The sequence below is a fragment of the Actinacidiphila sp. bgisy160 genome (genome assembly GCF_965342435.1).
GTDB lineage: Bacteria > Actinomycetota > Actinomycetes > Streptomycetales > Streptomycetaceae > Actinacidiphila.
In genome coordinates, this window is sequence record NZ_CBDRCM010000039.1 from 32,900 (window position 1) to 56,507 (window position 23,608).

Genomic DNA, 23,608 nt, shown 5'->3' on the forward strand with positions numbered 1-23,608 from the left:
GCCGTTTCAGGTTCCGGCGGCGGGCAGTTCCAGCCTGAGCTCGTAGCCGCCGTCGGCCGTCGGGCCCGAGGTGACGGTGCCGCCGAGCAGCGCGGCGCGCTGCCGCAGGCCCACCAGGCCGTAATGGGCGCTGGGCAGGGGGAGCGCGGGCCGGGTGGGGGCGGTGTTGGTGACCGTGACCCGGACGGTGCCGCCCTGGTGGCGGATCCGGACCCGCGCCGAGGCCCCGGGCGCGTGCTTGCGCACGTTGGTCAGCGCCTCCTGGACGGTGCGGTAGACCGCGCGCTGCACCGTCGGCGGCAGCCCGTCCGGCAGCTCCGGCTGCAGCTCGGCCTCGATGCCGCTGCCGCTGACCAGCCGTTCCAGGTCCGCCAGGGAGGGCTGCGGGGTGAGCTCGGTGGGCCTGCCGCCGGCCGCGCGCAGCACGCTCACCATGTGCCGCAGCTCGTCCAGTGTCTGCACGCTCAGCCGCCGGATCGTCGCCGCGGCCTCCTTGACCTCGGCGTCCTGCGTGCCGACCTGCAGCGCGCCGGCCCGCACGGCGATCAGGCTGACCTGATGGGAGACCACGTCGTGCATCTCCCGGGCGAGCTGGGCGCGTTCCTTGGCCAGCACGGTCTGCGCGGTCAGCAGCCGCTCGTGGTCGCGGGCCTTGGAGATCTCGGTGAGCCGCAGCGACAGGTCCCGCCGGGCCTGCACGAGCTGCCCGAGGAAGACCGGGGCGGCGGCCGTCGCCGCCGTGTAGCTCAGGGTGATCAGGTTCGAGGGCTCGGACAGGTCGAACTTCGGAGCGGGCCACGGCGCCATGTCCGCGATCGTGAAGGCCAGCGCGCCCCCCGCCAGCAGCCAGCGGCGCCGAGAGAGCGAGGCGAGGGTGTAGAGCGCGGCCAGCGTGGCGAAGGCCGCGTCCGACACCAGCACCGCCGGCAGCGCCAGCACGAAGGTGACCAGAGGCAGGCGCCGGCGCAGCATCAGGGCGACGGCGCCGCCGAGGGCGCAGCCGAGCCGCACCGGCTCCCAAGGGTCGACGTTGACCCAGATGTCGAACAGCGCGACCGCGACGACGGCGAGGTCCACCACCACGGGCGACGGACGCCTGAACCTCATCCGCCCTCACCGTCCTGCGGTCGCCTGAGCAGCCCCGCGCGCTCCGCGAGCAGCGCGGCCTGCACCCGGCTGCCCACCTGCAGTTTGGTCAGGATGGCGCTCACATGGTCCTTCACCGTGCCCGTCCCCAGGTGCATCCGCCCGGCGATGTCCGCGTTCGACAGGCCCTCGGCCACCAGGAGCAGCACGGCGCGCTCGCGATCGGTCAGCCGTGCCACGCCGCGGGTCGCCGACTCCTGCGGGCCCGCGCCCAGGTACCCGTCCACGACCGTCCGGGTGACCTTGGACGACAGCACGGCGCCGCCCTCGGCCAGGGCCCGCACCAGAAAGGGCAGTTCCTCGGGGTCGGTGTCCTTCAGCAGGAAACCGGCCGCGCCCGAGCGGAGCGCGGTGGTCACGTACTCGTCCATGTCGAAGGTCGTCAGCATCGCCACCACCGGAGGCTGTGGCAGCCGCCGGAGCCCGGCCAGGACGGTGAGTCCGTCCACGTCCGGCATCCGGATGTCCAGCAGGACGACGTCCGGCTGGGTCTCCTTCGCCGTACGGATCGCCTGCCCGCCGGGCACCGCACCCACGACCTCGATGTCGTCCGCCGTGTCGAGGATGCGCTGGAAGCCCGTACGGATCAGGGCCTCGTCGTCGACCACCAATACCCGGATCACGTGTGCTCCACTCGCCACCGGACCCCTGCCCGATTCCTATCACGCCGCGGGCCGTCCGGCAGGGACCCGGGCCGCGTCCGGCCAGGTGACGGGGGTGCGCGGGTCAGGAGGCGGATGCGGTTCCGGACGACTGCCGGATGGGGCGCCGCGGGCACAACGCTGGAGCAATGACCAACGTAGCACCGGCCGCGCCGCCCGCAGCGGCGGGCGCGGTGGCGCCGCCCGGCCCTTCTGCGGGGCGCCGGGTCGCCCTCCACCTCGCCCGCGGTCCCGCGGTGCCCCGGCCTCCCGGGGGCGGGCCGGTGGGCCGGGCGATGGAGACGTCCCGCGGCCGCCCCTCGCCGGTCGCCCAGCATGGCCGGACGGCCTTCCCGACCCTGGGCAACACCGGCGTCGCCCTCGTCGTCCTCGTCGGCCGCCGCGCCGTGCTGCGGCGCCTGGCCGTACGGGTCTCCTCATCCTGCCCACCCGGCTGATCAACCGACGTCGCCGGGCGGAGCACGTTCCGCCGATGGTGGGGGCCGTCCTCGAGGCGCGGACGGCGCGGACGGCGCGGGACGAGTGCCGTCTGCGCGTGCGGGAGGGCTTGTGGGCGGCGGGGACGAGGCGGAGACCGCTGCCGACGTGCTCGCGGCCCTGGGCCACGACGACGAGCGGTCCGCCTACGTCCAGGCGGTGCCGCGCCCGGATGCGGGCCAACCGGTAGCGGGGACGCCGACCCGGATCCGGCCGCCCGGAGGGCGTCAGTAGTGGGCGGCCTTGGCGTGTTCCAGGGCGACGCGAACGGCCGCCGACAGGGTTTCGATGTCAAACGCACGGTAGTGGCGGCGGCCGTTGATGAAGAAGGTCGGCGTTCCCGACACATTGCTCAGGTCGGCGGATTCGGCGTCCTCGGCGACCCGGACCGCGACGGCGCGGGTCTCCAGGTCGTGCCGGAAGCGCTCCATGTCGAGCCCGATCGCCGCGGCCAGCCGTTCCAGTCCGCGGATGTCGAGCGCCTGCGGGTGGGCGAAGATCTGGTCGTGCATCTCCCAGAAGCGGTCCTGCTCGGCCGCGGCCTCCGCGGCGCGGGCGGCCTGGACGGCGTGGGGGTGCACGTCGGCGAGCGGCAGATGGCGCCACACGTACCGGACGTCGCCGAAGTCCGCGAGCAGGTCGCGGATGACGGGCTCCGCCTCGCCGCAGTAGGGGCACTCGAAGTCGCCGTACTCGACCACGGTGACCAGGGCGTCGTGCGGGCCGCGGATGTGGTCGCGTTCCGGGTCCACGGGGACGGCCAGGTCCTCCAGCTGCTGCGCCTTGCCGAGCAGCGCCCGCCGGCGCATCGTCCGGGGCAGCCGGGACAGGACGAGCGTCACACACCAGGTGAGCAGGAAGGAGACGAGCACCGCGGCGAGGATGCCGACCTTCGCCTCGGCCAGCCGCCCGCCCTGGAACGCGCGGTCGGCGATGAGCAGGGCAATGGTGAAGCCGATGCCGGAGATGGTGCCCCCGGCCGTCACCGCCCCCCAGCCGACCGGCGGGCGCAGCCGGCCGCGGCTGAGCCGCGTGGTCAGCGCCGAGGCGCCCACGATGCCGAGGGGTTTACCCAGCACGTAGGCGACGAGGATGCCGAGGGCGACAGGGGAGGTGAACGCGGCCGTCAACTGTCGTGCGTCGAGGGTGATGCCTGCGTTCGCCAGGGCGAAGGCGGGGACGATCAGATAGCTGCTCCAGGGGTGGAACAACTCCTGCAGCCGGGAGTTGAGCGACACCGACAGCGCCAGGCCCCGCCGGGCGTCGCGTTCCAGCGCGGGTGTGGGTTGCTCCCTGAACCGCAGGTAGAGCGTGCTGGCCCGGCGCAGGTCGGCGCCGCGCGCCGGGTGGTCGCAGGCCATCAGACCGAGCGCCAGCCCGGTGACGACGGGGTCCACCCCCGAGCCGAGCAGGGCGAACCAGACGGCCACGCCGGTCAGCGCGAAGGCGGCGCCGCGGAACTCGCCGCAGGTCCGCACGATGGAATTGGACGCCGCGAGCCCGACGGCGAAGAGGCCGATGGCGACGAACAGTTCGGGCCAGGAGATGCCGCTGGTGTAGGCGAACGCGATGACGCTGAGCGCGATGAAGTCGTCGACGACGGCCGCGGTCAGGATGAACGCCCTGGTGGCCGCGGGGAGTCTGCGGCCCAGCAGGGCGTACAGCCCGAGGGCGAACGCGGTGTCGGTGGAGATGACCGTGCCCCAGCCGCGTGCGTCGGGGGTGCCGTGGGTGAAGACGAGGTAGAGGGCGAGCGGCACGAGCATCCCGGCCAGCCCGGCCGTCGTCGGCAGGGTGATCCGGGTCCGTTCGCGGAACTCGCCGAGGTCGAACTCCCGGCGGGCCTCCAGGCCGACGATGAAGAAGAACAGCGTCATCAGCCCGCTGTTGATCCACTCCCGCAGGTCGAGGGAGACGCCCCGCGAGCCCAGAGTGAGCGACAGATGGGTGTGCCACACCGACTCATAGCTCCCCGGCGCCAGGTTGGCCCAGGCAAGGGCGATGATCGTGGCCGCCAGCAGGAAACCGGCGCCCGCGGTCTCGGTGCGCAGGAAACGCAGACGCGGAGTGGTCACGCCGAGATGGCGCGGGGTCTGCTCCGCTGCTCGCAGTGACGAGAACCCACTCACCCGCACATCGTGGCACGAGCCCGCCCCGGCGGCCCGTCGCACGGCGTACGGGCCCGTCGGGCGACTGCGGGGGCGCCGCGTGGAGCCCGCCCGCCTACGCACGGCGACCGCTCCGGCCGTCGCGGGCCCGGCGGTTGGCGCCTCGGCGCCGGACGTTCGAGACTGCAAGGAGACGACTTCTTCCCGTACGGCCGGACAAGCGCCCACGACCTTGTGGCAGCGGGCCGCTGGGACGTGGACGGTCGTGAACCCTCAGGGATTACATGATGGACAAATCAGCCGAGGTCCGTCGGTGCGAACAGGATGAAGCCTCAACCACCGGGGGTGATCGTGCCGGTCCTGGGACCGGCACGACAAGGATTCTGGCGGAGACCCTGGCCGGCGTCGTGCACACCGAGCAGGTATGCGTCGACAGCCACTTCTTCGACGACCTGGGCGCCGACTCGCTGGTGATGGCGCACTTCTGCGCACGGCTGAGGAAACGGCCGGACGCGCCGTCGGTGTCGATGAAGGAGATCTACCGGCACCCCACGATCCGCAGCCTGGCGGCCGCCCTCGAGGAGGCCGCACCGGCCGCCTCCGCCCCTTCCCCGGCGGCCGCTCCCGGCTCCGTACGCGCCTCGTCCGCGGCAGGCGCGCAGAGGCAGAACGGCGACGGCGCCTCGCGCGCCGCGGTGCCGGGATCGGTGATGGCGCCGCCGTCCGGCCGCCCGCACTACGTCCTGTGCGCGACGCTGCAGCTCGCCTTCTTCGTGGCGTACTCCTTCGGGGCCGCGCTCGTCCTCACCAAGGGTGTGGACTGGATCGCCGGGGCCTCGGGCCTGGTCGACACCTACCTGCGGGCGATCGCCTTCGGCGGCGTGGCCTTCGCCGCGGTCTGCGTGCTGCCCATCGTCGCCAAATGGGTGCTCGTCGGCCGGTGGCGGCCCCGGCAGATCCGCATCTGGAGCATGGACTACCTGCGCTTCTGGTGCGTCAAGACGCTCATCCGGTCGGATCCGCTGGTGTTCTTCCACGGGTCGCCGCTGTACACGCTGTACCTGCGGGCCCTCGGCGCGAGGATCGGGCGCCGGGTCACCGTCCTGTCACGGCGCGTGCCGGTCTGCACCGACCTGCTCACCGTCGGCGACGACACGGTGATCCGCAAGGACGTGTTCTTCTCCTGCTACCGCGCCGAATCCGGGGTGATCCGGACCGGCCCCGTCACGCTCGGCAAGGATGTGCTCGTCGGCGAGGTGACGGTGATCGACATCGACACGGCCATGGGCGACGGTACCCAGCTCGGGCACGCCTCCTCGCTGCACGCCGGACAGCGCGTGCCCGACGGTGAGCACTGGCACGGATCCCCGGCCCAGCCGGCCGACGTCGACTACCGGGCCGTCGGCCCGGCCCGCTGCGGCGCCGCGCGGAGGGCGGGCTACTCCCTCTCGCAGTTGCTGGGAGCGGTCCTCGTCCACGTGCCGCTGGCCGTCGCCGGCTCGGTGCTGCTGTTCGCCGCCGTGCCGCAGTTCGCCTCGCTCGTGGAGCCGGGTCCCACCGCGCTGACGGCCTGGGACTTCTACGCCGACGCCCTGGTCACCTCGATCGCCCTGTTCTTCGGCGCCGTGGTGCTCGGCCTGCTGTTCACGGTGACGGTCCCGCGCGTGCTGAACCTCGCCGTCCGGCCGGACACGGTCTACCCCCTGTTCGGCTTCCGGTACGGCATGCACCGGACCATCGGCTTCCTGAGCAACCGGCGTTTCTTCAAGACCCTGTTCGGCGACAGCTCGGCCATCGTCCACTACCTCGGCGGCCTGGGCTACCGGCTCTCCCGCGTGGAGCAGACCGGGTCGAACTTCGGCACGATCATGAAGCAGGACAACCCGTTCCTCAGTGCCGTCGGCCGGGGCACGATGGTGGCCGACGGGCTGTCGATCATCAACGCCGACTTCTCCAGCTCGTCCTTCTGCGTCTCGCGGGTCACCATCGGGGCGCACAACTTCGTCGGCAACTACGTCGCCTACCCGTCGCAGGGCAGGACGGGGGACAACTGCCTGCTGGCGACCAAGGTCATGGTCCCGGTGGACGGGAAGGTACGGGAGGACGTCGGCCTGCTGGGCTCGCCCAGCTTCGAGATCCCGAGGTCCGTCCTGCGGGACAGCAAGTTCGACCACCTCAAGGACGGCGAGATTTTCCGCCGCCGCCTGGCGGCGAAGAACAAGCACAACGTCTTCACCATGGCGCTGCACCTGCTCGCGCGGTGGGTCTTCTTCTTCTGGGTGGCCCTGGTGGTGTCGGTGGCCGCGGACCTGTACGACGCGCTCGGGGTGTCGGTGATCGCCCTCGCCAACCTCCTCACGCTCGTCTTCACCGTCGCCGACATGGTGCTGTCCGAACGCGTCGCCACCGGCTTCCGGGGGCTGCGGCCGCTGTACTGCTCGATCTACGAACGTCCCTTCTGGCGGCACGAGCGGTACTGGAAGGTCACGAGCGTGAGCGAGGCGATCATGGTCTTCAACGGCACACCCTTCAAAAGCGTCGTCTGGCGTTGGATGGGCGTCCGGGTCGGCCGACGGGTCTTCGACGACGGCTGCTACTTCCCGGAGCGCTCCCTGGTCAGCATCGGGGACGAGTGCGTCCTCAACGAAGGCAGCCGGATCCAGTGCCACTCCCAGGAGGACGGCACCTTCAAGTCCGATCACAGCGCCCTCGGGGCCGGCTGCACCGTCGGCGTCGGCGCCCTCGTCCACTACGGCGTGACGATGGGCGACGAGGCGGTCCTCGCGCCCGACTCCTTCCTGATGAAGGGCGAGGAGATGCCGCCTGGCGCCCGCTGGGCAGGAAACCCCGCCCGGGAGATGCCGGACGAACTGCCGGTGCCCCCGGCGCACCGCGACGCCGCGGCCACCGCCCGGACCGGCTGAGCGGCGGCGCCGCGCCGCGCTCCGTGACCCTCCGGGCACTGCGGTGGCACGCGCGTCCGATCGGGCCAAAACTGGTGGAGTACGGGCAAATCGACTGCGGCGGGCGCCACTCAGCCGTTGTGGGCCCGCCGGACGGATGGGCAAGGTGACGACTTCCCCCTTCGGGTCCGGCGACCCGTTCTCCGACCTGTTCGACCACTTCCTCGGGATGAGCCCGGCGGCCTCGCCGCCGCCGTCCAGCGCGTACCCGTCGGGCGACTGCTCGGCGACTCCTCCGACGAACTGCTGGCGGCAGCCGCGAGCCGCGCGGCCGCGGACGGCGCCGACCTCGGCGCCGAGCACCTGCTCTGGGCGGCCACCCGCTTACCGGCGGGCAGGCAGTTGCCGGCCGGCGCACGGCCGTTGCGCCGCACCATCCAAACCGAACTCGACAAAGGGCTCTCCAAGATGCTGCTCGACGGCACCCTCAACCCCGGGGACACCGTCGTCGCCGACATCAAGGACGGGCGGTTGTCCCTCGGTCTCAAGGAGGGCCAATCGCGGGAGCCGGCCAAGGAGGCGGCCGCGTCGGACGGTTGACCCCGGCCCACCAAGCAGCTCACGGGCGGGCATCCGCCCCGGGCCCGCGCCCTCCCCGCAACCGTACGGGGCGGGCGCCGGGAGGAGACGGAAATGACCGGTCACATGTACCTCGCCTACGACTACCCGGTCCTGGGTGCGTTCTGGACGATGATGTGGATCTTCCTGTGGGTCATCTGGATCTTCCTCATCGTCCGCGTCGTGATGGACGTCTTCCGTGACGACGCCATGAACGGATGGGCCAAGGCGGCATGGCTGCTCTTCGTGCTCGTCCTCCCCTTCGTCGGGATCCTCGCCTACCTCCTGTTCCGCGGCGCGGGCATGGGCAAGCGCGAGGCGGAGCAGATGCGCACCCGCCAGAAGGCGTTCGACGACTACGTCCGGCAGACCGCGGGCGGCGCCGGCACGGCGGCGGGCGAGGCCGACGCACTCGCCAAGCTCTCGGAGCTCAAGGCGAAGGGCGACCTGACGGAGGAGGAGTTCCAGCGCTTCAAGGAGAAGGTCCTGCACTGAGCCGTCCTCGTCGCGCGGCGGCCCACGCCGCCGCGCGCAGCGCCGGGAGAACACCATGAACGCAACGTACGGACACGCCACGACGCGAGGGCCGGCCGACCCCGACGAGGTGCTCGGCAAGTTGGGCGGCTCCTGGGGATGGTCCCTGGGCTTCGCGCTCGCGACGCTCGTGGCGGGGGTGATCGTGCTGGCCTGGCCGGACGAGACGCTGCACGTACTGGCGATCGTCATAGGCCTCTACTTGCTGGTCACGGGGGTCTTCCGGTTCGTCACGGCGTTCTCCCGCCGTGACGGCGGGAGCAGGGTGACGGCTGTGATCGTCGCGGTGGTCGCCGTGCTCGCGGGGGTGCTGTGCCTGCGGCACCCGCTGCAGACCGCCGCGGTGCTCTCCCTCGTCCTCGGCGCGTACTGGCTGGTGTCCGGGCTGCTGGTGGCGTTCATCGCCGTCGCGGGGCGGGACATGCCGTACCGAGGGGCGGCCTTCGCCGTGGCCGCGCTCGGGGTCGTCGCCGGGATCGTGGTGCTCGCGTTCCCCGTGCAGTCGGCGGTCGCGCTGGCCCGGCTGGTCGGGCTGTGGCTCGTCCTGCTGGGCCTGGCCGAGGCGGCGCTGGCGCTCGCCTTGCGCTCGCTCGCGAAACGTCCGGCGTCCCCCCGCCCACCCGTGTGATGAGGCGTCCGCGGCCTGCGCGGGCGGGGCCGGGGCCCGCCCGGCCCGGAGGCCGGGGCCCGTCAGCCCGTGAACGCCTCGACCAGGGTCCAGGCGGCCAGACCCGCCATGCAGACACCGCCGACGCGCTGGATGGTCTTCAGCGGGACCTTCTTGGCGATGAACCGGCCCACCACCAGGGCCAACGCGGAGACCGACATCAGGGCGACGGCCGAGCCGACGGCCGTCGGCAGCCAGCCGTTGGTGGCGGCGAGGTTGGCGGTGGTGATCTGCGTGAGGTCGCCCCACTCGCTGATGAAGACGGCCGTGAACGCGGTGGAGTACACCGGCCAGAACCCAGTCACGGTCCTGCCTGCCTCGTCGTGGTCGTCGTCGCCCCCGCCCCGCAGCAGCACCACAGCGCCGAAGGCGAACAGGGCGGCGGAGACCAGTTTCACCGCCATGCCCGGCAGCAGGCTGATCAGGCTGCCGGCGCCCACGGCGATGGCCACGTGCACGATGAAGGCGGTCGAGGTGCCGAACCAGACGTACAGCGGGCGCATGCGCGTGCCCATCGCCAGCGAGGCGAACATCGTCTTGTCCGGGAGCTCGGCGAGGAAGATCAGCCCGAAGGCGGTGACGAGCGCCAGGGGGTCGAAGGTCATTCCGGTGCTTTCTGCTGGGGCCGGACCGCGGACTCGGCGACACCCAGGGGGCGACGGGAAGCGCCATCGGCCCGGCACGACGGAGCAGCCCGCACGGTGATGCGGACCACGTCTTGCCTTGGCCGAAGGTCTCGTCCACCCCCGCACCCGGTGCGGCGGCCCGGTGGCCGGGACGTCCAGGACGTCCAGTGTGTCGACCAGCCGGTATCGCGGGACTACTCCCCTTCGCTGCACCCAGTGTACCCAACGCCCCGATCGGCCCCGCCGCCCCGGCCGCGCAGGCGTGCGCCCCAGTGCGACGCCTGCCCGTTCGGTTGGCGGCGCGGGATACTGGGCGCATGAAGCTCACGGTGTTCTGGGAACGGATGCGCGCGCACTTCGGCGAGACCTACGCCGACTCCTTCGCGCGCGATCATGTCATGTCCGAGCTCGGCGGTCGGACCGTGCACCAGGCACTGGACGAGGGCTGGGAGACCAAGGACGTGTGGCGGGCGGTGTGCGTGGCCGTCGACGTACCGGCCGCGCGCCGCTGAGCGGGGGTGGGACTGAGGCCGTGGCGGGAAGCGACGAGACGATAGCCGGGGCGGCCGCGGGTCCGCGGTCGCCGGGGGAGCCCGGGGAGCCGGGAGACGGAACGGGGGCAGGGGAGGGCGTGCGGGGTTCCGCGATGCCGCGCTGGCTGCCGAGGGCGATGCTGCTGGCGTTCGCGCTGCTGGCCGCCTTCCAACTGGCGAACTGGGCGTTCCACCAGGTCATCGGACTGCTGGTGAACATCCTGCTGGCCTTCTTCGGCGCCCTGGCGATCGAGCCGGCGGTGGACTGGATGGCCGCGCGCGGCATGCGCAGGGGGTGGGCGACCGGGCTGGTGTTCCTGCTCGTGCTCGCCGCGGGCGGGACCTTCGTGGTGCTGCTCGGCTCCCTGCTGGTGGACCAGATCACTTCGATCGGCCGCAATCTGCCGGAGTACGTCGACGACGTGGTCGTGTGGGTCAACCAGACCTTCGGCACCGACCTGTCCGTCGGCAAGCTGCAGGAGAACGTGCTGCACTCCGACTGGCTGCGCGACTACGTGCAGCGGCAGGCGGGCAATGTGTGGGGGCTGTCGGCGACGGTCCTCGGCGGGGTCTTCCAGGTGCTGACGATCAGCCTGTTCACCTTCTACTTCGCCGCCGACGGGCCCCGGATGCGGCGCGCCGTGTGCTCGGTGCTGCCGCCCGCCCGGCAGGCCGAGGTGCTGCGGGCCTGGGAGATCGCGGTCGCCAAGACCGGCGGCTACCTGTACTCGCGGGCACTGATGGCGCTGATCTCGGGCGTCGCCCACTACGTGCTGTTCGTGGTCATCGGGGTGCCGTACGCGCCGGCGCTGGCGGTCTGGGTCGGCGTGGTCTCGCAGTTCGTGCCGACGGTCGGTACGTACCTGGCGGGGGCGCTGCCGATGCTGATCGCGTTCACGCAGGACCCGTGGGACGCGGTGTGGGTGCTCGGCTTCGTCGTGGTCTACCAGCAGTTCGAGAACTACGTGCTGCAGCCGCGGATCACCGCGCGCACCGTCGACATCCACCCCGCGGTGGCCTTCGGGTCGGTGATCGCCGGCACCGCGCTGCTGGGGGCGGTGGGCGCGCTGGTGGCGATCCCAGCGACCGCGACGCTGCAGGGTTTCCTCGGGGCCTACGTGAAGCGGTACGCCGTCACGGACCCGCGGGCGCACGGGCCGCAGCGGCGGCCGCTGTTCCGGTGGTGGTCGCGGGCCGGCCGGGGGAGCGGTCGGGGCGACGGTCCGGGCAACGGCAACGGTCCTGAGGGGGCCGCCGGGGACGGCCGGGACCGCCGGGACGGGGCGGGCGACGGGGGCGACTGAGGTTCGCGAGTCGCTTGACACAAAAATCGAACATCCATTCTCATGGATGTCCCGGGCCCGGTTTCCCAATGGTTTTCACGGACTTCCGTGGGTTGTCCACAGGCCGGGGGCGGCGTCGGGACGCATTGTCAGTGGCAGGCAGTAGCGTCATGGACGTGAAGCGAACGACTCAGACACCCAGGGTGGAACCCATGGCAGGAACCGACCGCGACAAGGCGCTCGACGCCGCGCTCGCACAGATTGAACGGCAGTTCGGCAAGGGTGCCGTCATGCGCCTCGGCGATCGGCCGAACGAGCCCATCGAGGTCATCTCGACGGGATCCACCGCCCTGGACGTCGCCCTCGGCGTCGGCGGTCTCCCGCGCGGCCGCGTGGTGGAGGTCTACGGCCCGGAGTCCTCCGGCAAGACGACTCTGACCCTGCACGCGGTGGCCAATGCCCAGCGGGCCGGCGGCAAGGTCGCCTTCGTGGACGCCGAGCACGCCCTCGATCCGGAGTACGCCCGCCGCCTCGGCGTGGACGTGGACGCGCTGCTGCTGTCCCAGCCGGACAACGGTGAGCAGGCTCTCGAGATCACCGACATGCTGATCCGCTCCGGCGCGCTGGACCTCATCGTGATCGACTCCGTGGCGGCCCTCGTGCCGCGGGCCGAGATCGAGGGCGAGATGGGCGACTCGCACGTGGGTCTGCAGGCCCGCCTGATGAGCCAGGCGCTGCGCAAGATCACCGGTGCGCTCAGCCAGTCCAAGACCACCGCGATCTTCATCAACCAGCTCCGCGAGAAGGTCGGCGTGATGTTCGGCTCCCCGGAGACCACGACCGGTGGCCGGGCGCTGAAGTTCTACGCCTCCGTGCGTCTGGACATCCGCCGCATCGAGACCCTCAAGGACGGCACCGAGGCGGTCGGCAACCGCACCCGCGTCAAGGTCGTCAAGAACAAGGTCGCGCCGCCCTTCAAGCAGGCCGAGTTCGACATCCTCTACGGCCAGGGCATCAGCCGCGAGGGCGGCCTGATCGACATGGGCGTGGAACACGGCTTCATCCGCAAGTCCGGTGCCTGGTACACCTACGAGGGCGACCAGCTCGGCCAGGGCAAGGAGAACGCGCGGAACTTCCTGCGCGACAACCCCGACCTCGCCGACGAGATCGAGAAGAAGATCAAGGAGAAGCTCGGCATCGGCGTCCGGCCGGAGGCCCCGGCTGATGAGGCCGGCACCGAGGCGGCCGCTCCCGCCGCCGCAGCGGCCGACCCGGCCAAGGCCGACGCCGCGACCGTCCCGGCGCCCAAGGCCGCCAAGGCGACCAAGGCCGCGGCCGCCAAGGCCTGACGGTGGCGTACGGGCACAAGGATCGAGGCGGCTCTTTCGCCCCCTCCTCGCCCGTTCCCGGGCAGGAGGGGCCCAGGGCGGAGCAGGAGCGCCCGCTCGACCCCGTGGAGCAGGCGCGGGCGCTCTGCCTGCGCCTGCTCACGGGGACCCCTCGCACCCGCAAGCAGCTGGCCGACGCCATGCGCCGCCGGGAGATCCCGGAGGAGGCGGCTGAGCATGTGCTGGAGCGGTTCGAGGACGTCGGGCTCATCGACGACCAGGCGTTCGCCAATGCCTGGGTGGAGTCCCGGCACCACGGCCGAGGCCTCGCCCGGCGCGCCCTCGCCCAGGAACTGCGCACCCGGGGAGTGGACGCCGAGGCGATCGGCCACGCCGTGGGGCAGCTCGACGCGGAGCAGGAGGAGCAGACGGCCCGTGCCCTCGTCGACCGCAAGCTCCGGGCCACCCGTGGCCTGGAGAAGGAGAAGCGGATCCGCCGGCTCGCCGGGATGCTCGCCCGCAAGGGGTACGCGGAGGGGCTCGCCCTGAGGGTGGTTCGCCGCGCCCTGGAGGAGGAGGGCGAGGACCCGGAGTTGCTGGAGCACTACCTGCCCGACTGAACCTCCGCTGAGGTTCCTTGACCGTGCCTCTGAGTCGACCTAGCCTCACAACGGGTGAGGGATCGCGTCCTCAGAGATACGGGAGTTGGTGCCATGGGCATCGCGCTGGGGACCGAATCCGTGTTCACGGTCGTGGCCGTGACCGTCACCGTGGTCGTGGCCGTCACCGCGGGGGTGCTGCTCCAACGGCTCCGTGCGGAACGCGAACAGCTCAGGGCGGCGGCCGAGCGTGAGGCCCGGGAGATCCGGGCCACCGCCAAGGAGGAAGTCCAGGAGGTCCGGGCCGACTTGGAGCGGCGTGAGCAGCGGCTCGCCGACCGGGAGTCCCGTATCGACGCCGAATCCGAGCAACTCCACCGGCGTCGCCGCGAACTGGCGGAGGAACGCGAGGAACTGGAGCGCCGCCGCGCCGAGCTCAACCGGCTGGAGGAGGAGCGGCGTGACGTCCTGGAGCGGGTCGCCGCCTACACCGCCGCCGAGGCCCGAGCCGACCTCGTGCGCTCCGCCGAGCAACAGGCCAAGCGTGAGGCGGCGTTGATCGTCCGCGACATCGAGCGGGCCGCCCGCGACCGCGGCGAGGAACGCGCCCGGCGGATCGTCGCCGGGGTGATCCAGCGCGTGGCGACCGAGCAGACCGCCGAGTCCGTGGTCTCGGTGCTCCAACTGCCGGGCGACGAGATGAAGGGCCGGATCATCGGCCGCGAGGGCCGCAACATCCGTGCCTTCGAGGCCATCACGGGGGTCAACCTCATCATCGACGACACCCCCGAGGCGGTGCTGCTCTCCTGCTTCGACCCGGTGCGCCGGGAGGTCGCCAGGCTCGCCCTCGACGCGCTCGTCACCGACGGCCGCATCCACCCGCACCGCATCGAGGAGGTGTACGAGCGCAAGCAGGCCGAGGTCGAGCAGCTCTGCGTACGCCACGGCGAGGACGCGCTCACCGAGATCGGCATCACCGAGATGCACCCCGAACTGGTCACGCTGCTCGGGCGGCTGCGCTACCGCACCTCCTACGGCCAGAACGTGCTCGGCCACCTCCTGGAGTCCGCGCACATCGCGGGCATGATGGCCGCCGAACTCGGCATCGACCCGGTCGTGGTGAAGCGCGGCACGCTGCTGCACGACATCGGCAAGGCCCTCACCCACGAGGTCGAGGGCAGCCACGCCATCATCGGCGCGGACCTGGCGCGGCGGCACGGCGAGTCCGAGGACGTCGTCCACTCCATCGAGGCCCACCACAACGAGGTCGCCCCCCGGACCGTCGAGGCGGTCCTCACCCAGGCCGCCGACGGCATCTCCGGGGGCCGTCCCGGCGCGCGGCGCGAGTCCCTGGAGAGCTACGTCCGCCGGCTCAAGCGCCTGGAGCAGATCGCCGCCGCGCACACGGGCGTGGCCAAGGTCTTCGCCATGCAGGCTGGACGCGAGGTCCGGGTCATGGTGCACCCGGAGGACGTCGACGACATCCAGGCGCAGGTCATCGCCCGCGACGTGGCCAAGCAGGTCGAGGAGGAACTCACCTACCCCGGCCAGATCCGCATCACCGTCGTCCGGGAGTCCCGCGCAACGGAGTTCGCCCGCTGAGCCCGTCAGTGGGCGACGCGGTCCTGGACGGGGCTCGGAGGGCCGCCGCGGGCGAGGTCGGCGTAGGCGTACAGCTCGGTCGGGCGGCAGCCGGTCATCACCGTCACCAGGTGGCCGTCCGGGCGGATCAGCAGCACGCTGTGCGCCGTGGACCCCGGATAGGCCTCCGCCACGAGCAGTTCCGCCCGGGTGGGCAGGGCCGCCACCGCCTTGGCCAGCCGGGGCATCAGGCCCGCGGTGAGCCAGTGCCGGCTCTCCCACACACCGGTGCCCGGCGCGACGAGGACGACCAGCAGGTCACGCCCGAGGCGTTCGTACAGCCGCGCCTTGGAGCCGTCCAGTGCCGTGACCGGCACGTCGACGACCGCACCGCCCGGGGGAGTGGCACAGGACCCCAGCAGCGGCGATGGCGCGGCCGCCGAGGAGGCCGAGGCCGCCGCCCCCGCCCCGCGGGGGGCGGGAAGGGCGAGCGGTGAGCGGGCGTAGACCGGCGGCGCGCCGAGCGGGCCGCGGCCGAGGTGGCCGTCGGTGAGCAGTTCGGCATACCGCCGGGCCGAGCCGGACAGCACGGAGCGCCGTACCGTGTGCCAGACTCCGCTCGCCCGCAGCAGCGGCAGCACCTGGTCGGTGGCCCGCAGCCGGGCGCCCACCGCGCCGCGCCGCTCGGCCTGGTAGCTGTCGAGAAGGGTGTCCGAGGCCCCGTGGTGCCAGGCCAGGGAGAGCTTCCAGGCGAGGTTGTCGGCGTCGCGCAGGCCCTCCTCCAGGCCCTGCGCGCCCAGCGCGCCCATGAGGTGCGCCGCGTCGCCGGCCAGGAAGACGCGTCCGGCGCGCCAGCGCCGGGCCAGCCGCTGGTGCACCGGGTACTCGGCGGAGCCCAGCAGCTCGTACGACGGAACGCTTCCGCACCAGGCCGTGAGGGTGCCGCGGATGCGCGAGACGAGTTCGTCGGAGGTGAGCGGCTCACCGCGCGCGGGCAGCAGCCAGTCCAGCCGCCACACTCCGTCCGGCAGCGGACGGGCCGTCACCTCCAGGCCCGCGCCCGGCCCCGGCGGCTCGCGGTGCAGCAGCGCCACGCCCTCGTCCGGCAGTGCGACCCGCAGGGCGGCGACGGCGTGCCGGTCGACGGCCGTGCGGCCGGGGAAGCGCACCCCCAGCAGCTTGCGCACGGTGGAGCGCGGGCCGTCGCAGCCGATCAGGTAGCTCCCGCGCCACCAGGTGGCGTTGGCGCCCTTGGTGCGGACGCTGACCCCGCGCTCGTCCGGCTCCACAGAGTCGACGCGCGCCCCCGGGACGATCCGTGCCAGCGCCTGCTCGGCGAGGGCCCCGCGCAGCCCGTGCTCCAGGCGTTCCTGCCCGATGTGCAGCGGGGAGGGCCCCTGACCGCCGGAGGCGCGGTCTCCGAACTCCACGCGGACGGTCTCCTGCCGTCGGCGCAGCGTCCGCCACGCGTCCCAGGTGGCGCCGGACTCGTAGAGCCTTCGATGGCCCAGCCGGACCAGCAGCCCGGCGGTCTCGGGACTCAGGACGGCCGTGCGTTCCGCGGAGAGTGCGGGCGCGTGGTCGTGCTCGTCCAGGACGATGCTCGGCACGTCGTGCCGGGCCAGGCAGAGCGCGAGGGCGAGCCCGACCGGACCCGCCCCCGCGATGATCACCGGGTCCACTGCGCGGTCCCGGGAAGTTGTGCAGTCACATTGCGTATGCAACCTACTGCGCGTGCGTGCGTCAAGTGACGACACCTGCCGCGCGGCGGCGCGCCTGGCGCACCGTCACTCCGCGGCGGCCTCCACCGCCTTGATGTCGCCGGCCTTCGGCGGCGCGCCCTTGCGGCTGCGGCGGCCCCGCCGCTCGATCCAGTTGGCCAGCGCGCTGAGCGCCAGGCACATCAGGATGTAGATCGGCGCCACGATGATGATCATCGGGATGAAGGGGAAGCCCGCGCTGTTCTTCGCGATGAGGTTGCCGGTGTAGAGCAGCTCCTCGTACGTGATGATGTAGCCGAGCGAGGTGTCCTTCAGGGTGACCACCAGCTGGCTGATGATCGACGGCAGCATGGCCCGGGTCGCCTGCGGGATCAGCACGAAGACCATGACCTGCGTCTTGCGCAGCCCGATCGCGTACGCCGCCTCCCGCTGCCCCTTCGGTACGGCGTTGATGCCGGCCCGGAAGATCTCGGCCTGCACCGAGCCGTTGTAGAGGGTCAGGCCGATCACCAGCGCCCACAGCGGGGCGGAGGTGAAGACGCCGACGTACAGCGCGAAGATCATGATCAGCAGCGGCATCGCGCGGAAGAACTCCACGACGACGGTCGCCACCCAGCGCACCGGGGCGTGGTCCGACAGCCGGCCCGCCGCCAGCGCCGCGCCCAGCACCAGCGAGAAGACCGCGGCGAGCGCGAACGCCTTCAGCGTGGCGAGCAGGCCGTCGACGATGCGCTGCTGGATATCGGTGTACTGGAAGGGCTCCCAGAGGTACGAGGCGAACTGCCCCGACTCGTCGAGCCGCCGGTAGACGAACCAGAGCAGGACGAGGATCGCCAGGGCGGCGACCGCGCCGACGACCCGGTTGCGGATCCTGGCCCGGGGGCCGGGCGCGTCGAAGAGGACGTTCGCGCTCATCGGGCCACCGCCAGCCGGTTCTCGAGCAGTCGGAAGACCGCGCTGATGAAGAGGGTGATGATCAGGTAGGCGAGCGCCACCCAGATGAAGATCGCGAAGATGTTGTAGCCCTCCTCGCCGAGCGTCTTCTGGACACTGAACAGCTCGAAGACGCTGAAGCCACCGGCGATCGCGGAGTTCTTGGTGAGCGCGATCAGCAGGCTGCCGATGGGCGGCAGCACCGTCCGGGTGGCCTGCGGCAGGATGATCAGCCGCAAGGTCTGGGTGAAGGTCATCCCGAGGCTGCGGGCGGCCTCGGCCTGCCCGAGCGGGACGGTGTTGATGCCCGAGCGCACGGCCTCGCAGATGAAGGCCGAGGTGTAGCAGCTCAGGGCCAGCACCGCGAGCCGGAAGAAGCTCCAGGTGTTCAGCCCCAGCCGGGGCAGCACCAGCGCCGCGATGAAGAAGAGCAGGGTCAGCGGGGTGTTGCGCAGCAGCGTCACCCACGCGGTGCCGAAGGCACGCAGGGGCGGAACCGGGGACACCCGGAACGCGGCCATGATCACCCCGAGCACCAGGGCGATCGCCCCGCTGAGCGCGGTCAGCTCCACCGTGCCGAGGAACCCCTCGCGGAAGAGCGCGAAGTTGTCCAGCAGTACGTTCATCGATTCTCCGAAAGGGGTGCGCCGACGGCCGCTCCAGGCCGCCGGCGCATCAGGCTCGGGCTGTGCCGGGGAAGGGGGTCGGGACCCGGGTCAGGCCGGGTCCCGACCGCTTCAGGACTGGAGCTGCGGAATCTCGGCGCTCACGCCGGACTTGCCGAGCGTGGCGTCGTACGCCTTCTTCCAGTCGCCGTTGTCCTCGTGGTTCTTCAGGGCGTTGGTGATCGCGTCCTGCAGCACCTTGTCGTCCTTGAGCAGGCCCACGCCGTAGGGCTCCTCGGAGAACGGCTTGCCGACGACCTCGAGGTTGGCCGGGTCCTGAGCGGCGTAGCCCTTGAGGATGGCGTCGTCCGTGGTCACCGCGTCCACCTGGCCGGAGGCGAGGTTCTGCACGCACAGCGAGTACGAGTCGTACTCGACCGGCTCGGCGCCGTAGCCGCCGTCCTTGATGCGCTGGATGGAGGTGGAGCCGGTCGCCGAGCAGACCTTCTTGCCCTTGAGGTCGTCCGTGCTCTTGATGTTGCTGCCCTTCTTGACCAGGAGGTCCTGGCCCGCGACGAAGTACGGGCCGGCGAAGGAGACGGACTTCTTGCGCTCGTCGTTGATGGTGTAGGTGCCGACGTAGTAGTCGACCTGGCCGCCGGAGAGGGCGGTCTCGCGGTTGGCCGACTGGATCGTCTTGAACTCGATCTTGCTCTCGTCGAAGCCGAGGTCGGCGGCGATCATCTTGGCGATCTCGATGTCGAAGCCGGAGTACTTCTTGCTGCCGGGGTCCTGGTAACCCAGGTTCGGCTGGTCGGCCTTGACGCCGATGACGAGCTTGCCGTTCTTCTTGATCCGGTCCCAGGTCTTGGAGCCGGCCAGGTCCACACCGGTCTTGACGGTGTAGCTGGGCAGCTCGGCGGTGGCCGCGCTGCTGGACCCGTCCTTGTCAGGGGTGCCGGAGGAGGAGGGCGAGCCCTCCTTGCCGCACGCGGTGGCGGTGGCGGTCAGCGCCAGGACGGCCAGAGCGGCGGCGGCAGTGGTACGGAACCTCATCGTGATCATCCTTAGGTCGGCGAACCGTCGGTGTCGCTCTCAGTGGTGAAGGATCTTCGAAAGGAAGTCCTTGGCCCGGTCGCTCCGGGGATTGCTGAAGAACTGGTCGGGCGTCGCCTGCTCGACGATCCGTCCGTCCGCCATGAAGACGACGCGATTGGCGGCGGACCGGGCGAAGCCCATCTCATGGGTGACGACAACCATCGTCATCCCGTCGCGTGCGAGCTGCTGCATGACCTCCAGCACCTCGTTGATCATTTCCGGGTCGAGCGCCGAGGTCGGCTCGTCGAAGAGCATGACCTTCGGTTCCATCGCCAGCGCCCGGGCGATGGCCACGCGCTGCTGCTGGCCTCCGGAAAGCTGTGCCGGGTACTTGTCCGCCTGACTGCCCACGCCCACCCGGTCCAGCAGGGCGCGCGCGCGGTCCTCGGCGGCCTTCTTCCCGGCCTTGCGCACCTTGACCTGGCCGAGCGTGACGTTCTCCAGGACCGTCTTGTGCGCGAAGAGGTTGAACGACTGGAAGACCATGCCGACGTCGGCGCGCAGCCGGGCCAGCTCCCTGCCCTCCTGGGGCAGCGGCTTCCCGTCGATCGTGATCAGACCGGAGTCGATCGTCTCCAGGCGGTTGACGGCCCGGCACAGCGTGGACTTGCCCGACCCCGAGGGGCCGATGACGACCACGACCTCGCCGCGGCCGATGCTGAGGTTGATGTCCTGGAGCACGTGCAGCGCGCCGAAGTGCTTGTTCACGTCCTTCAGCACGACCAGGTCGTCGGCCGCCGGAGCGGCGTCCTCGGTCACCGGGACTTCGGTCATCGGCGTGTGCTCCATCCTCGTCGGTTGACCAGACCTTGGTGATCACCCTATTGACGCTTGGCAAACCGAGTCAGTACATCTGAGGGGAACTTGAGCATTACGATCCGGTCACCGACTGGCGCAAATCCGGCACCGTGGGTGAGCCCGGCCGGTTGTGCAGCGTACCGGCTCCGTAACAGTCGCCACACAGGGCCGGGCTGCGCTTGACGCGCGGGCGGCCCATCGGCGTGTATTCCGTGGTAGAGCACGCCGTGGGGGCGTGCGGGGCCGAGCCGTGGGAGGTGAACGGATGAGACTGCTGCTCGTGGAGGACGACCACCGGGTCGCCGCCGCGCTGTCGGCCGTGCTGGCCAAGCACGGGCTGCAGGTCACCCACGCCCGCAGCGGCGAGGAGGCGCTGCACGCGCTGCTGCCCGACCACGGTCCCGGCTTCGACGTGGTCCTGCTCGACCTCGGCCTGCCCGACCAGGACGGCTTCGAGGTGTGCAGCCGCATCCGGCTGCGCACCGCCACCCCCGTGATCATGGTGACGGCCCGCGCCGACGTGCGCTCCCGCATCCACGGCCTCAACCTCGGCGCCGACGACTATGTGGTGAAGCCGTACGACACCGGGGAGCTGCTCGCCCGCATCCACGCCGTCTGCCGCCGCAAGGCGCAGGAGGCGCCCGCGGGGCCCGAGGCCGAGGGTGCGGAGGCCGACGGCGGCGTCATCGCCCTCGGGCAGGTCCGGGTGGAGCTGGAGACCCGCAAGGTCACCGTCGGCGACGAGCCGGTCGCGCTGACCCGCAAGGAGTTCGACCTGCTCGCGATGCTCGCGCAGCGGCCCGGAGTGGTCTTCCGCCGTGAACAGATCATCAGTGAGGTGTGGCGGACGAGTTGGGAGGGGACCGGACGCACCCTTGAGGTGCATGTGGCGTCCTTGCGGTCCAAACTGCGCCTGCCGTCCCTGATCGAGACCGTGCGCGGGGTCGGTTACCGCCTCGTCGTGCCCTCCGGCTAGGAGGCCGTCGCTCCGTGCATACCCGGCTGCTGCCACTGCTCATCGTGCTGATGGCCGGTGTGCTGCTGGCCCTCGGCTTCCCGCTCGCCGCCAGCCTGGCCGCCACCCAGCAGCAGCGGGTCGTCGTGGACCGCATCGACGACACCGCGCGCTTCGCCGCGCTGGCGCAGTACGTGAGCACCGACGGCGGCGGTGAACGGGAGAGCACGCTGAGGACGGAGCTGCTGCAGTACCAGAAGGTGTACGGCATCAGGGCCGGCGTCTTCGACCGCGACGGCCATCCGATCGCCTCGGCCCCGAAGGGCTGGAAGCTGCCCACCGGCGGTGAGGCCTTCGCCGCGTACAGCGAGGCCCTCGCCGGGCGGCGCAGCCACGACCCCAAGCAGATCTGGCCCTGGCAGGACCGCTCGCTGCCGGTCGCCTCCCCGGTCGTCCGGGACGGCGACGTCGTCGCGGTCGTGCTCACCGACTCGCCCACCGGTGCCATGCGCTCGCGCATCCTGCGCGGCTGGCTGCTGCTGGCGGCCGGTGAACTGGCCGCCATGATCGTGGCCGTCATGGCCGCCTTCCGGCTCACCGGCTGGGTGCTGCGCCCGGTCCGGGTGCTGGACCGGGTCACCCACGACATCGCCACCGGCCGCATGAAGTCCCGGGTGGCGGTGTCCGGTGGACCGCCCGAACTGCGGCGCCTGGCGCGGTCGTTCAATGAGATGGCCGACAACGTCGAAGAGGTCCTCGACCAGCAGCGGGCCTTCGTCGCCGACGCCTCCCACCAGTTGCGCAACCCGCTGTCCGCGCTGCTGCTGCGGATCGAGCTGCTGGGCCTGGAACTGCCCGACGGGCACGAGGAGATCGCCTCGGTCCGGGAGGAGGGCAAGCGCCTGGCCTCGGTCCTGGACGACCTGCTGGGCCTCGCCACCGCCGAGCACGCGGAGGCCAACCTCGCCCTCACCGACATCGCCGCCCTCGCCGCGGAACGCGTCGAGGCGTGGCGGCCGGTCGCCGAGCGCGACGGCGTGGAGCTCACCTACGGGGGTGCCGCGGCCGTGACCGGCTGGGCGGACCCGGTGGCGCTGTCCAGCGCCCTCGACGCCGTGATCGACAACGCGGTGAAGTTCACCCCGGACGGTGAGTGCGTACGGGTCACCACCGAGCTGCCGGGCCGCCCCGGAGCGATCGACGTGACCGTGGCCGACGGCGGCCCGGGGCTCACGGAGGAGGAACTCGCCCGCATCGGCGACCGCTTCTGGCGCAGCCCGCGCCATCAGAACGTCGACGGCTCGGGCCTCGGACTGTCCATCGCGCGGGTGCTGCTCACCCAGGGCGGCGGCAGCATCGCCTACGCGCCGAACGAGCCGCACGGGCTGCGGGTCACCCTCACGGTGCCGCGTACGGCTCCCTGAGCCCGGGGCCGGCCTGGCGGGCCAGCGGGTTGGAGCCGATCGAGTTGTGGATGCTGAAGTTGACCGCGTCCGAGCGGTAGCGGTCGTCCGACCACTCCACCGGGCGGCCCTTCTGCGTGGTGGTCACCCGGCGTACCCGCAGCAGCGGGCTGCCGCGCCGCACGCCCAGCAGTTCGCTGTCCCGGGTGCCCGCCGCGACCGCGTCGATCAGGTGCTCCCCGTAGGCGAAGACCAGGCCCGTGTCGTCGTACAGCCGCTGGGTGACCGACTCGCAATCCGGCTCTATGCGCAGCACCGCGGGGGCGATCCAGTCGGCGTAGACCGTGCGCTCCACCAGGACGCGCTCGCCGTCCAGTTCGCGCACCCGTAGCACGTACAGCACGTCCGTCCCCGCGCGCAGGTGCAGGCGCGTGGCGTCCTCCGCGGTGGCCGGCCGGATCTCGGTGCGGACCACGGCGCCGGAGGCGGCGCGGCCCATCGCCCGTGCCCACTGGGCGAAACTGCGCAGCTCCGCGAAGCTCTGGCTGCGCCGGCTGGCCAGCACGACACGGCGGGCGCCCTGGCGGGAGCCGATCAGCCCCTCCGCGGTCAGCGCGGCGACGGCCTGACGGACGGTGCCGCGGGAGACGGCGTACCGGGCGGCCAGTTCCGTCTCAGGGGGGAGCAGCGCACCGACCGTGTACTCCTCGTCGTCGATGGCCCGCCGGAGCTCCTCGGCGATCTCCTCGTGCCGCGCCGCCACCGTGCCCCCTTCCGTTCATTCACTGTCTGCGCACAACACCGCTCAGGGTAGACGAGCCGGGCACCGATCGCGCGCATGGGTTCACGGCCCCGGCAGGTGGTCACCGAGTCCTTGGCCGAAAAGGGACGACAGCCCTCTGCGGGCTTGCCGAGGTTTTCCTGCCGTTTACGGAAAGGTCATTGACGCACGGCCTACTGGAGGCCAACTTGTTCGGACAAGTCGAATCGCTCCCGACCTCCCTGGCCTTCAGGACCCGACTTCCCCTCC

At 71.7% G+C, this 23,608-nt stretch carries 21 protein-coding genes and 2 pseudogenes; 13 read left to right on the plus strand and 10 right to left on the minus strand.

Annotated elements, in window-relative coordinates; translation table 11 throughout:
- Positions 1-6: 6 nt before the first annotated feature.
- Positions 7-1,107 carry a sensor histidine kinase gene (locus tag ACRWNP_RS26155; RefSeq protein ID WP_431965429.1) on the minus strand — a complete coding sequence of 367 codons (1,101 nt, stop codon included), beginning with the start codon at positions 1,105-1,107 and terminating at the stop codon, positions 7-9.
- Positions 1,104-1,769: a response regulator gene (locus tag ACRWNP_RS26160; protein ID WP_431965431.1), complete on the minus strand. Its 666-nt coding sequence runs from the start codon at positions 1,767-1,769 to the stop codon at positions 1,104-1,106. The genes ACRWNP_RS26155 and ACRWNP_RS26160 overlap by 4 nt, the downstream gene beginning before the upstream one ends.
- Positions 1,770-1,936: 167 nt before the next feature.
- On the opposite strand from ACRWNP_RS26160, the gene ACRWNP_RS26165 reads away from it, so the two are divergent.
- Positions 1,937-2,245: a hypothetical protein gene (locus ACRWNP_RS26165; RefSeq protein WP_431965433.1), complete on the plus strand. Its 309-nt coding sequence runs from the start codon at positions 1,937-1,939 to the stop codon at positions 2,243-2,245.
- Between the two features lie 267 nt (positions 2,246-2,512).
- On the opposite strand, the gene ACRWNP_RS26170 is transcribed toward ACRWNP_RS26165, so the two are convergent.
- Positions 2,513-4,360, minus strand: a complete 1,848-nt coding sequence (locus ACRWNP_RS26170) for a Na+/H+ antiporter NhaA (protein WP_431965435.1) — start codon at positions 4,358-4,360, stop codon at positions 2,513-2,515.
- 317 nt (positions 4,361-4,677) lie between these two features.
- On the opposite strand from ACRWNP_RS26170, the gene ACRWNP_RS26175 reads away from it, so the two are divergent.
- The 5 genes and pseudogenes from ACRWNP_RS26175 to ACRWNP_RS26195 all read left to right on the plus strand — a co-directional run bounded on the left by ACRWNP_RS26175 (position 4,678) and on the right by ACRWNP_RS26195 (position 9,076).
- Positions 4,678-7,317 carry a Pls/PosA family non-ribosomal peptide synthetase gene (locus ACRWNP_RS26175; RefSeq protein WP_431965437.1) on the plus strand — a complete coding sequence of 880 codons (2,640 nt, stop codon included), beginning with the start codon at positions 4,678-4,680 and terminating at the stop codon, positions 7,315-7,317.
- Between the two features lie 136 nt (positions 7,318-7,453).
- Positions 7,454-7,719 (plus strand): annotated as a pseudogene (locus ACRWNP_RS26180) (ATP-dependent Clp protease ATP-binding subunit); the annotation flags it as partial.
- A complete protein-coding gene (locus ACRWNP_RS26185) occupies positions 7,720-7,896 on the plus strand; it encodes a hypothetical protein (RefSeq protein WP_431965497.1) in 177 nt (58 codons plus the stop codon).
- A gap of 93 nt (positions 7,897-7,989) precedes the next feature.
- Positions 7,990-8,409, plus strand: a complete 420-nt coding sequence (locus tag ACRWNP_RS26190; RefSeq protein WP_431965439.1) for a PLDc N-terminal domain-containing protein — start codon at positions 7,990-7,992, stop codon at positions 8,407-8,409.
- A 55-nt stretch (positions 8,410-8,464) separates the two neighbouring features.
- Entirely contained in the window at positions 8,465-9,076 is a 612-nt protein-coding gene (locus tag ACRWNP_RS26195) for an HdeD family acid-resistance protein (protein WP_431965441.1), read from the plus strand.
- 62 nt (positions 9,077-9,138) lie between these two features.
- On the opposite strand, the gene ACRWNP_RS26200 is transcribed toward ACRWNP_RS26195, so the two are convergent.
- Positions 9,139-9,720: a TMEM165/GDT1 family protein gene (locus ACRWNP_RS26200; RefSeq protein WP_431965443.1), complete on the minus strand. Its 582-nt coding sequence runs from the start codon at positions 9,718-9,720 to the stop codon at positions 9,139-9,141.
- Between the two features lie 338 nt (positions 9,721-10,058).
- Here ACRWNP_RS26200 and ACRWNP_RS26205 point away from each other — a divergent pair, with 338 nt between their 5' ends.
- The 5 genes and pseudogenes from ACRWNP_RS26205 (at position 10,059) to rny (ending at position 15,086) form a co-directional block, all read left to right on the plus strand.
- Entirely contained in the window at positions 10,059-10,253 is a 195-nt protein-coding gene (locus ACRWNP_RS26205; RefSeq protein ID WP_431965445.1) for a DUF3046 domain-containing protein, read from the plus strand.
- 134 nt (positions 10,254-10,387) lie between these two features.
- Positions 10,388-11,578: an AI-2E family transporter gene (locus ACRWNP_RS26210; RefSeq protein ID WP_431965499.1), complete on the plus strand. Its 1,191-nt coding sequence runs from the start codon at positions 10,388-10,390 to the stop codon at positions 11,576-11,578.
- A gap of 191 nt (positions 11,579-11,769) precedes the next feature.
- Entirely contained in the window at positions 11,770-12,906 is a 1,137-nt protein-coding gene (gene recA / locus ACRWNP_RS26215; protein WP_431965447.1) for a recombinase RecA, read from the plus strand.
- Positions 12,801-13,505: pseudogene (gene recX, locus ACRWNP_RS26220) on the plus strand (recombination regulator RecX); the annotation flags it as partial. The gene recA and the pseudogene recX, both read left to right, overlap by 106 nt.
- Positions 13,506-13,598: 93 nt before the next feature.
- The gene (gene rny / locus ACRWNP_RS26225) at positions 13,599-15,086 is read left to right on the plus strand and encodes a ribonuclease Y (protein WP_431965449.1); all 1,488 of its coding nucleotides are present in this window, start codon (positions 13,599-13,601) and stop codon (positions 15,084-15,086) included.
- A 5-nt stretch (positions 15,087-15,091) separates the two neighbouring features.
- Here the strand turns inward: rny and ACRWNP_RS26230 are convergent, their stop codons facing one another.
- From ACRWNP_RS26230 to ACRWNP_RS26250, 5 genes are all read right to left on the minus strand, one after another.
- Positions 15,092-16,747, minus strand: a complete 1,656-nt coding sequence (locus tag ACRWNP_RS26230) for an FAD-dependent monooxygenase (RefSeq protein WP_431965451.1) — start codon at positions 16,745-16,747, stop codon at positions 15,092-15,094.
- Between the two features lie 105 nt (positions 16,748-16,852).
- Positions 16,853-17,701, minus strand: a complete 849-nt coding sequence (locus tag ACRWNP_RS26235; RefSeq protein ID WP_431965453.1) for an amino acid ABC transporter permease — start codon at positions 17,699-17,701, stop codon at positions 16,853-16,855.
- Positions 17,698-18,345 (minus strand): amino acid ABC transporter permease, encoded by a 648-nt coding sequence (locus ACRWNP_RS26240; protein WP_431965455.1) that lies wholly within the window; start codon positions 18,343-18,345, stop codon positions 17,698-17,700. The genes ACRWNP_RS26235 and ACRWNP_RS26240 overlap by 4 nt, the downstream gene beginning before the upstream one ends.
- Positions 18,346-18,456: 111 nt before the next feature.
- Positions 18,457-19,380: a glutamate ABC transporter substrate-binding protein gene (locus ACRWNP_RS26245; RefSeq protein ID WP_431965457.1), complete on the minus strand. Its 924-nt coding sequence runs from the start codon at positions 19,378-19,380 to the stop codon at positions 18,457-18,459.
- Between the two features lie 39 nt (positions 19,381-19,419).
- A complete protein-coding gene (locus ACRWNP_RS26250) occupies positions 19,420-20,196 on the minus strand; it encodes an amino acid ABC transporter ATP-binding protein (RefSeq protein ID WP_431965459.1) in 777 nt (258 codons plus the stop codon).
- A gap of 289 nt (positions 20,197-20,485) precedes the next feature.
- Here ACRWNP_RS26250 and ACRWNP_RS26255 point away from each other — a divergent pair, with 289 nt between their 5' ends.
- Together ACRWNP_RS26255 and ACRWNP_RS26260 are read left to right on the plus strand one after the other, a co-directional pair.
- Entirely contained in the window at positions 20,486-21,196 is a 711-nt protein-coding gene (locus tag ACRWNP_RS26255) for a response regulator transcription factor (protein WP_431965461.1), read from the plus strand.
- Positions 21,197-21,210: 14 nt separating this feature from the next.
- Positions 21,211-22,599 (plus strand): ATP-binding protein, encoded by a 1,389-nt coding sequence (locus tag ACRWNP_RS26260; RefSeq protein ID WP_431965463.1) that lies wholly within the window; start codon positions 21,211-21,213, stop codon positions 22,597-22,599.
- On the opposite strand, the gene ACRWNP_RS26265 is transcribed toward ACRWNP_RS26260, so the two are convergent.
- The gene (locus ACRWNP_RS26265; RefSeq protein WP_431965465.1) at positions 22,574-23,341 is read right to left on the minus strand and encodes a GntR family transcriptional regulator; all 768 of its coding nucleotides are present in this window, start codon (positions 23,339-23,341) and stop codon (positions 22,574-22,576) included. The genes ACRWNP_RS26260 and ACRWNP_RS26265 overlap by 26 nt on opposite strands.
- Between the last annotated feature and the right edge of the window lie 267 nt (positions 23,342-23,608).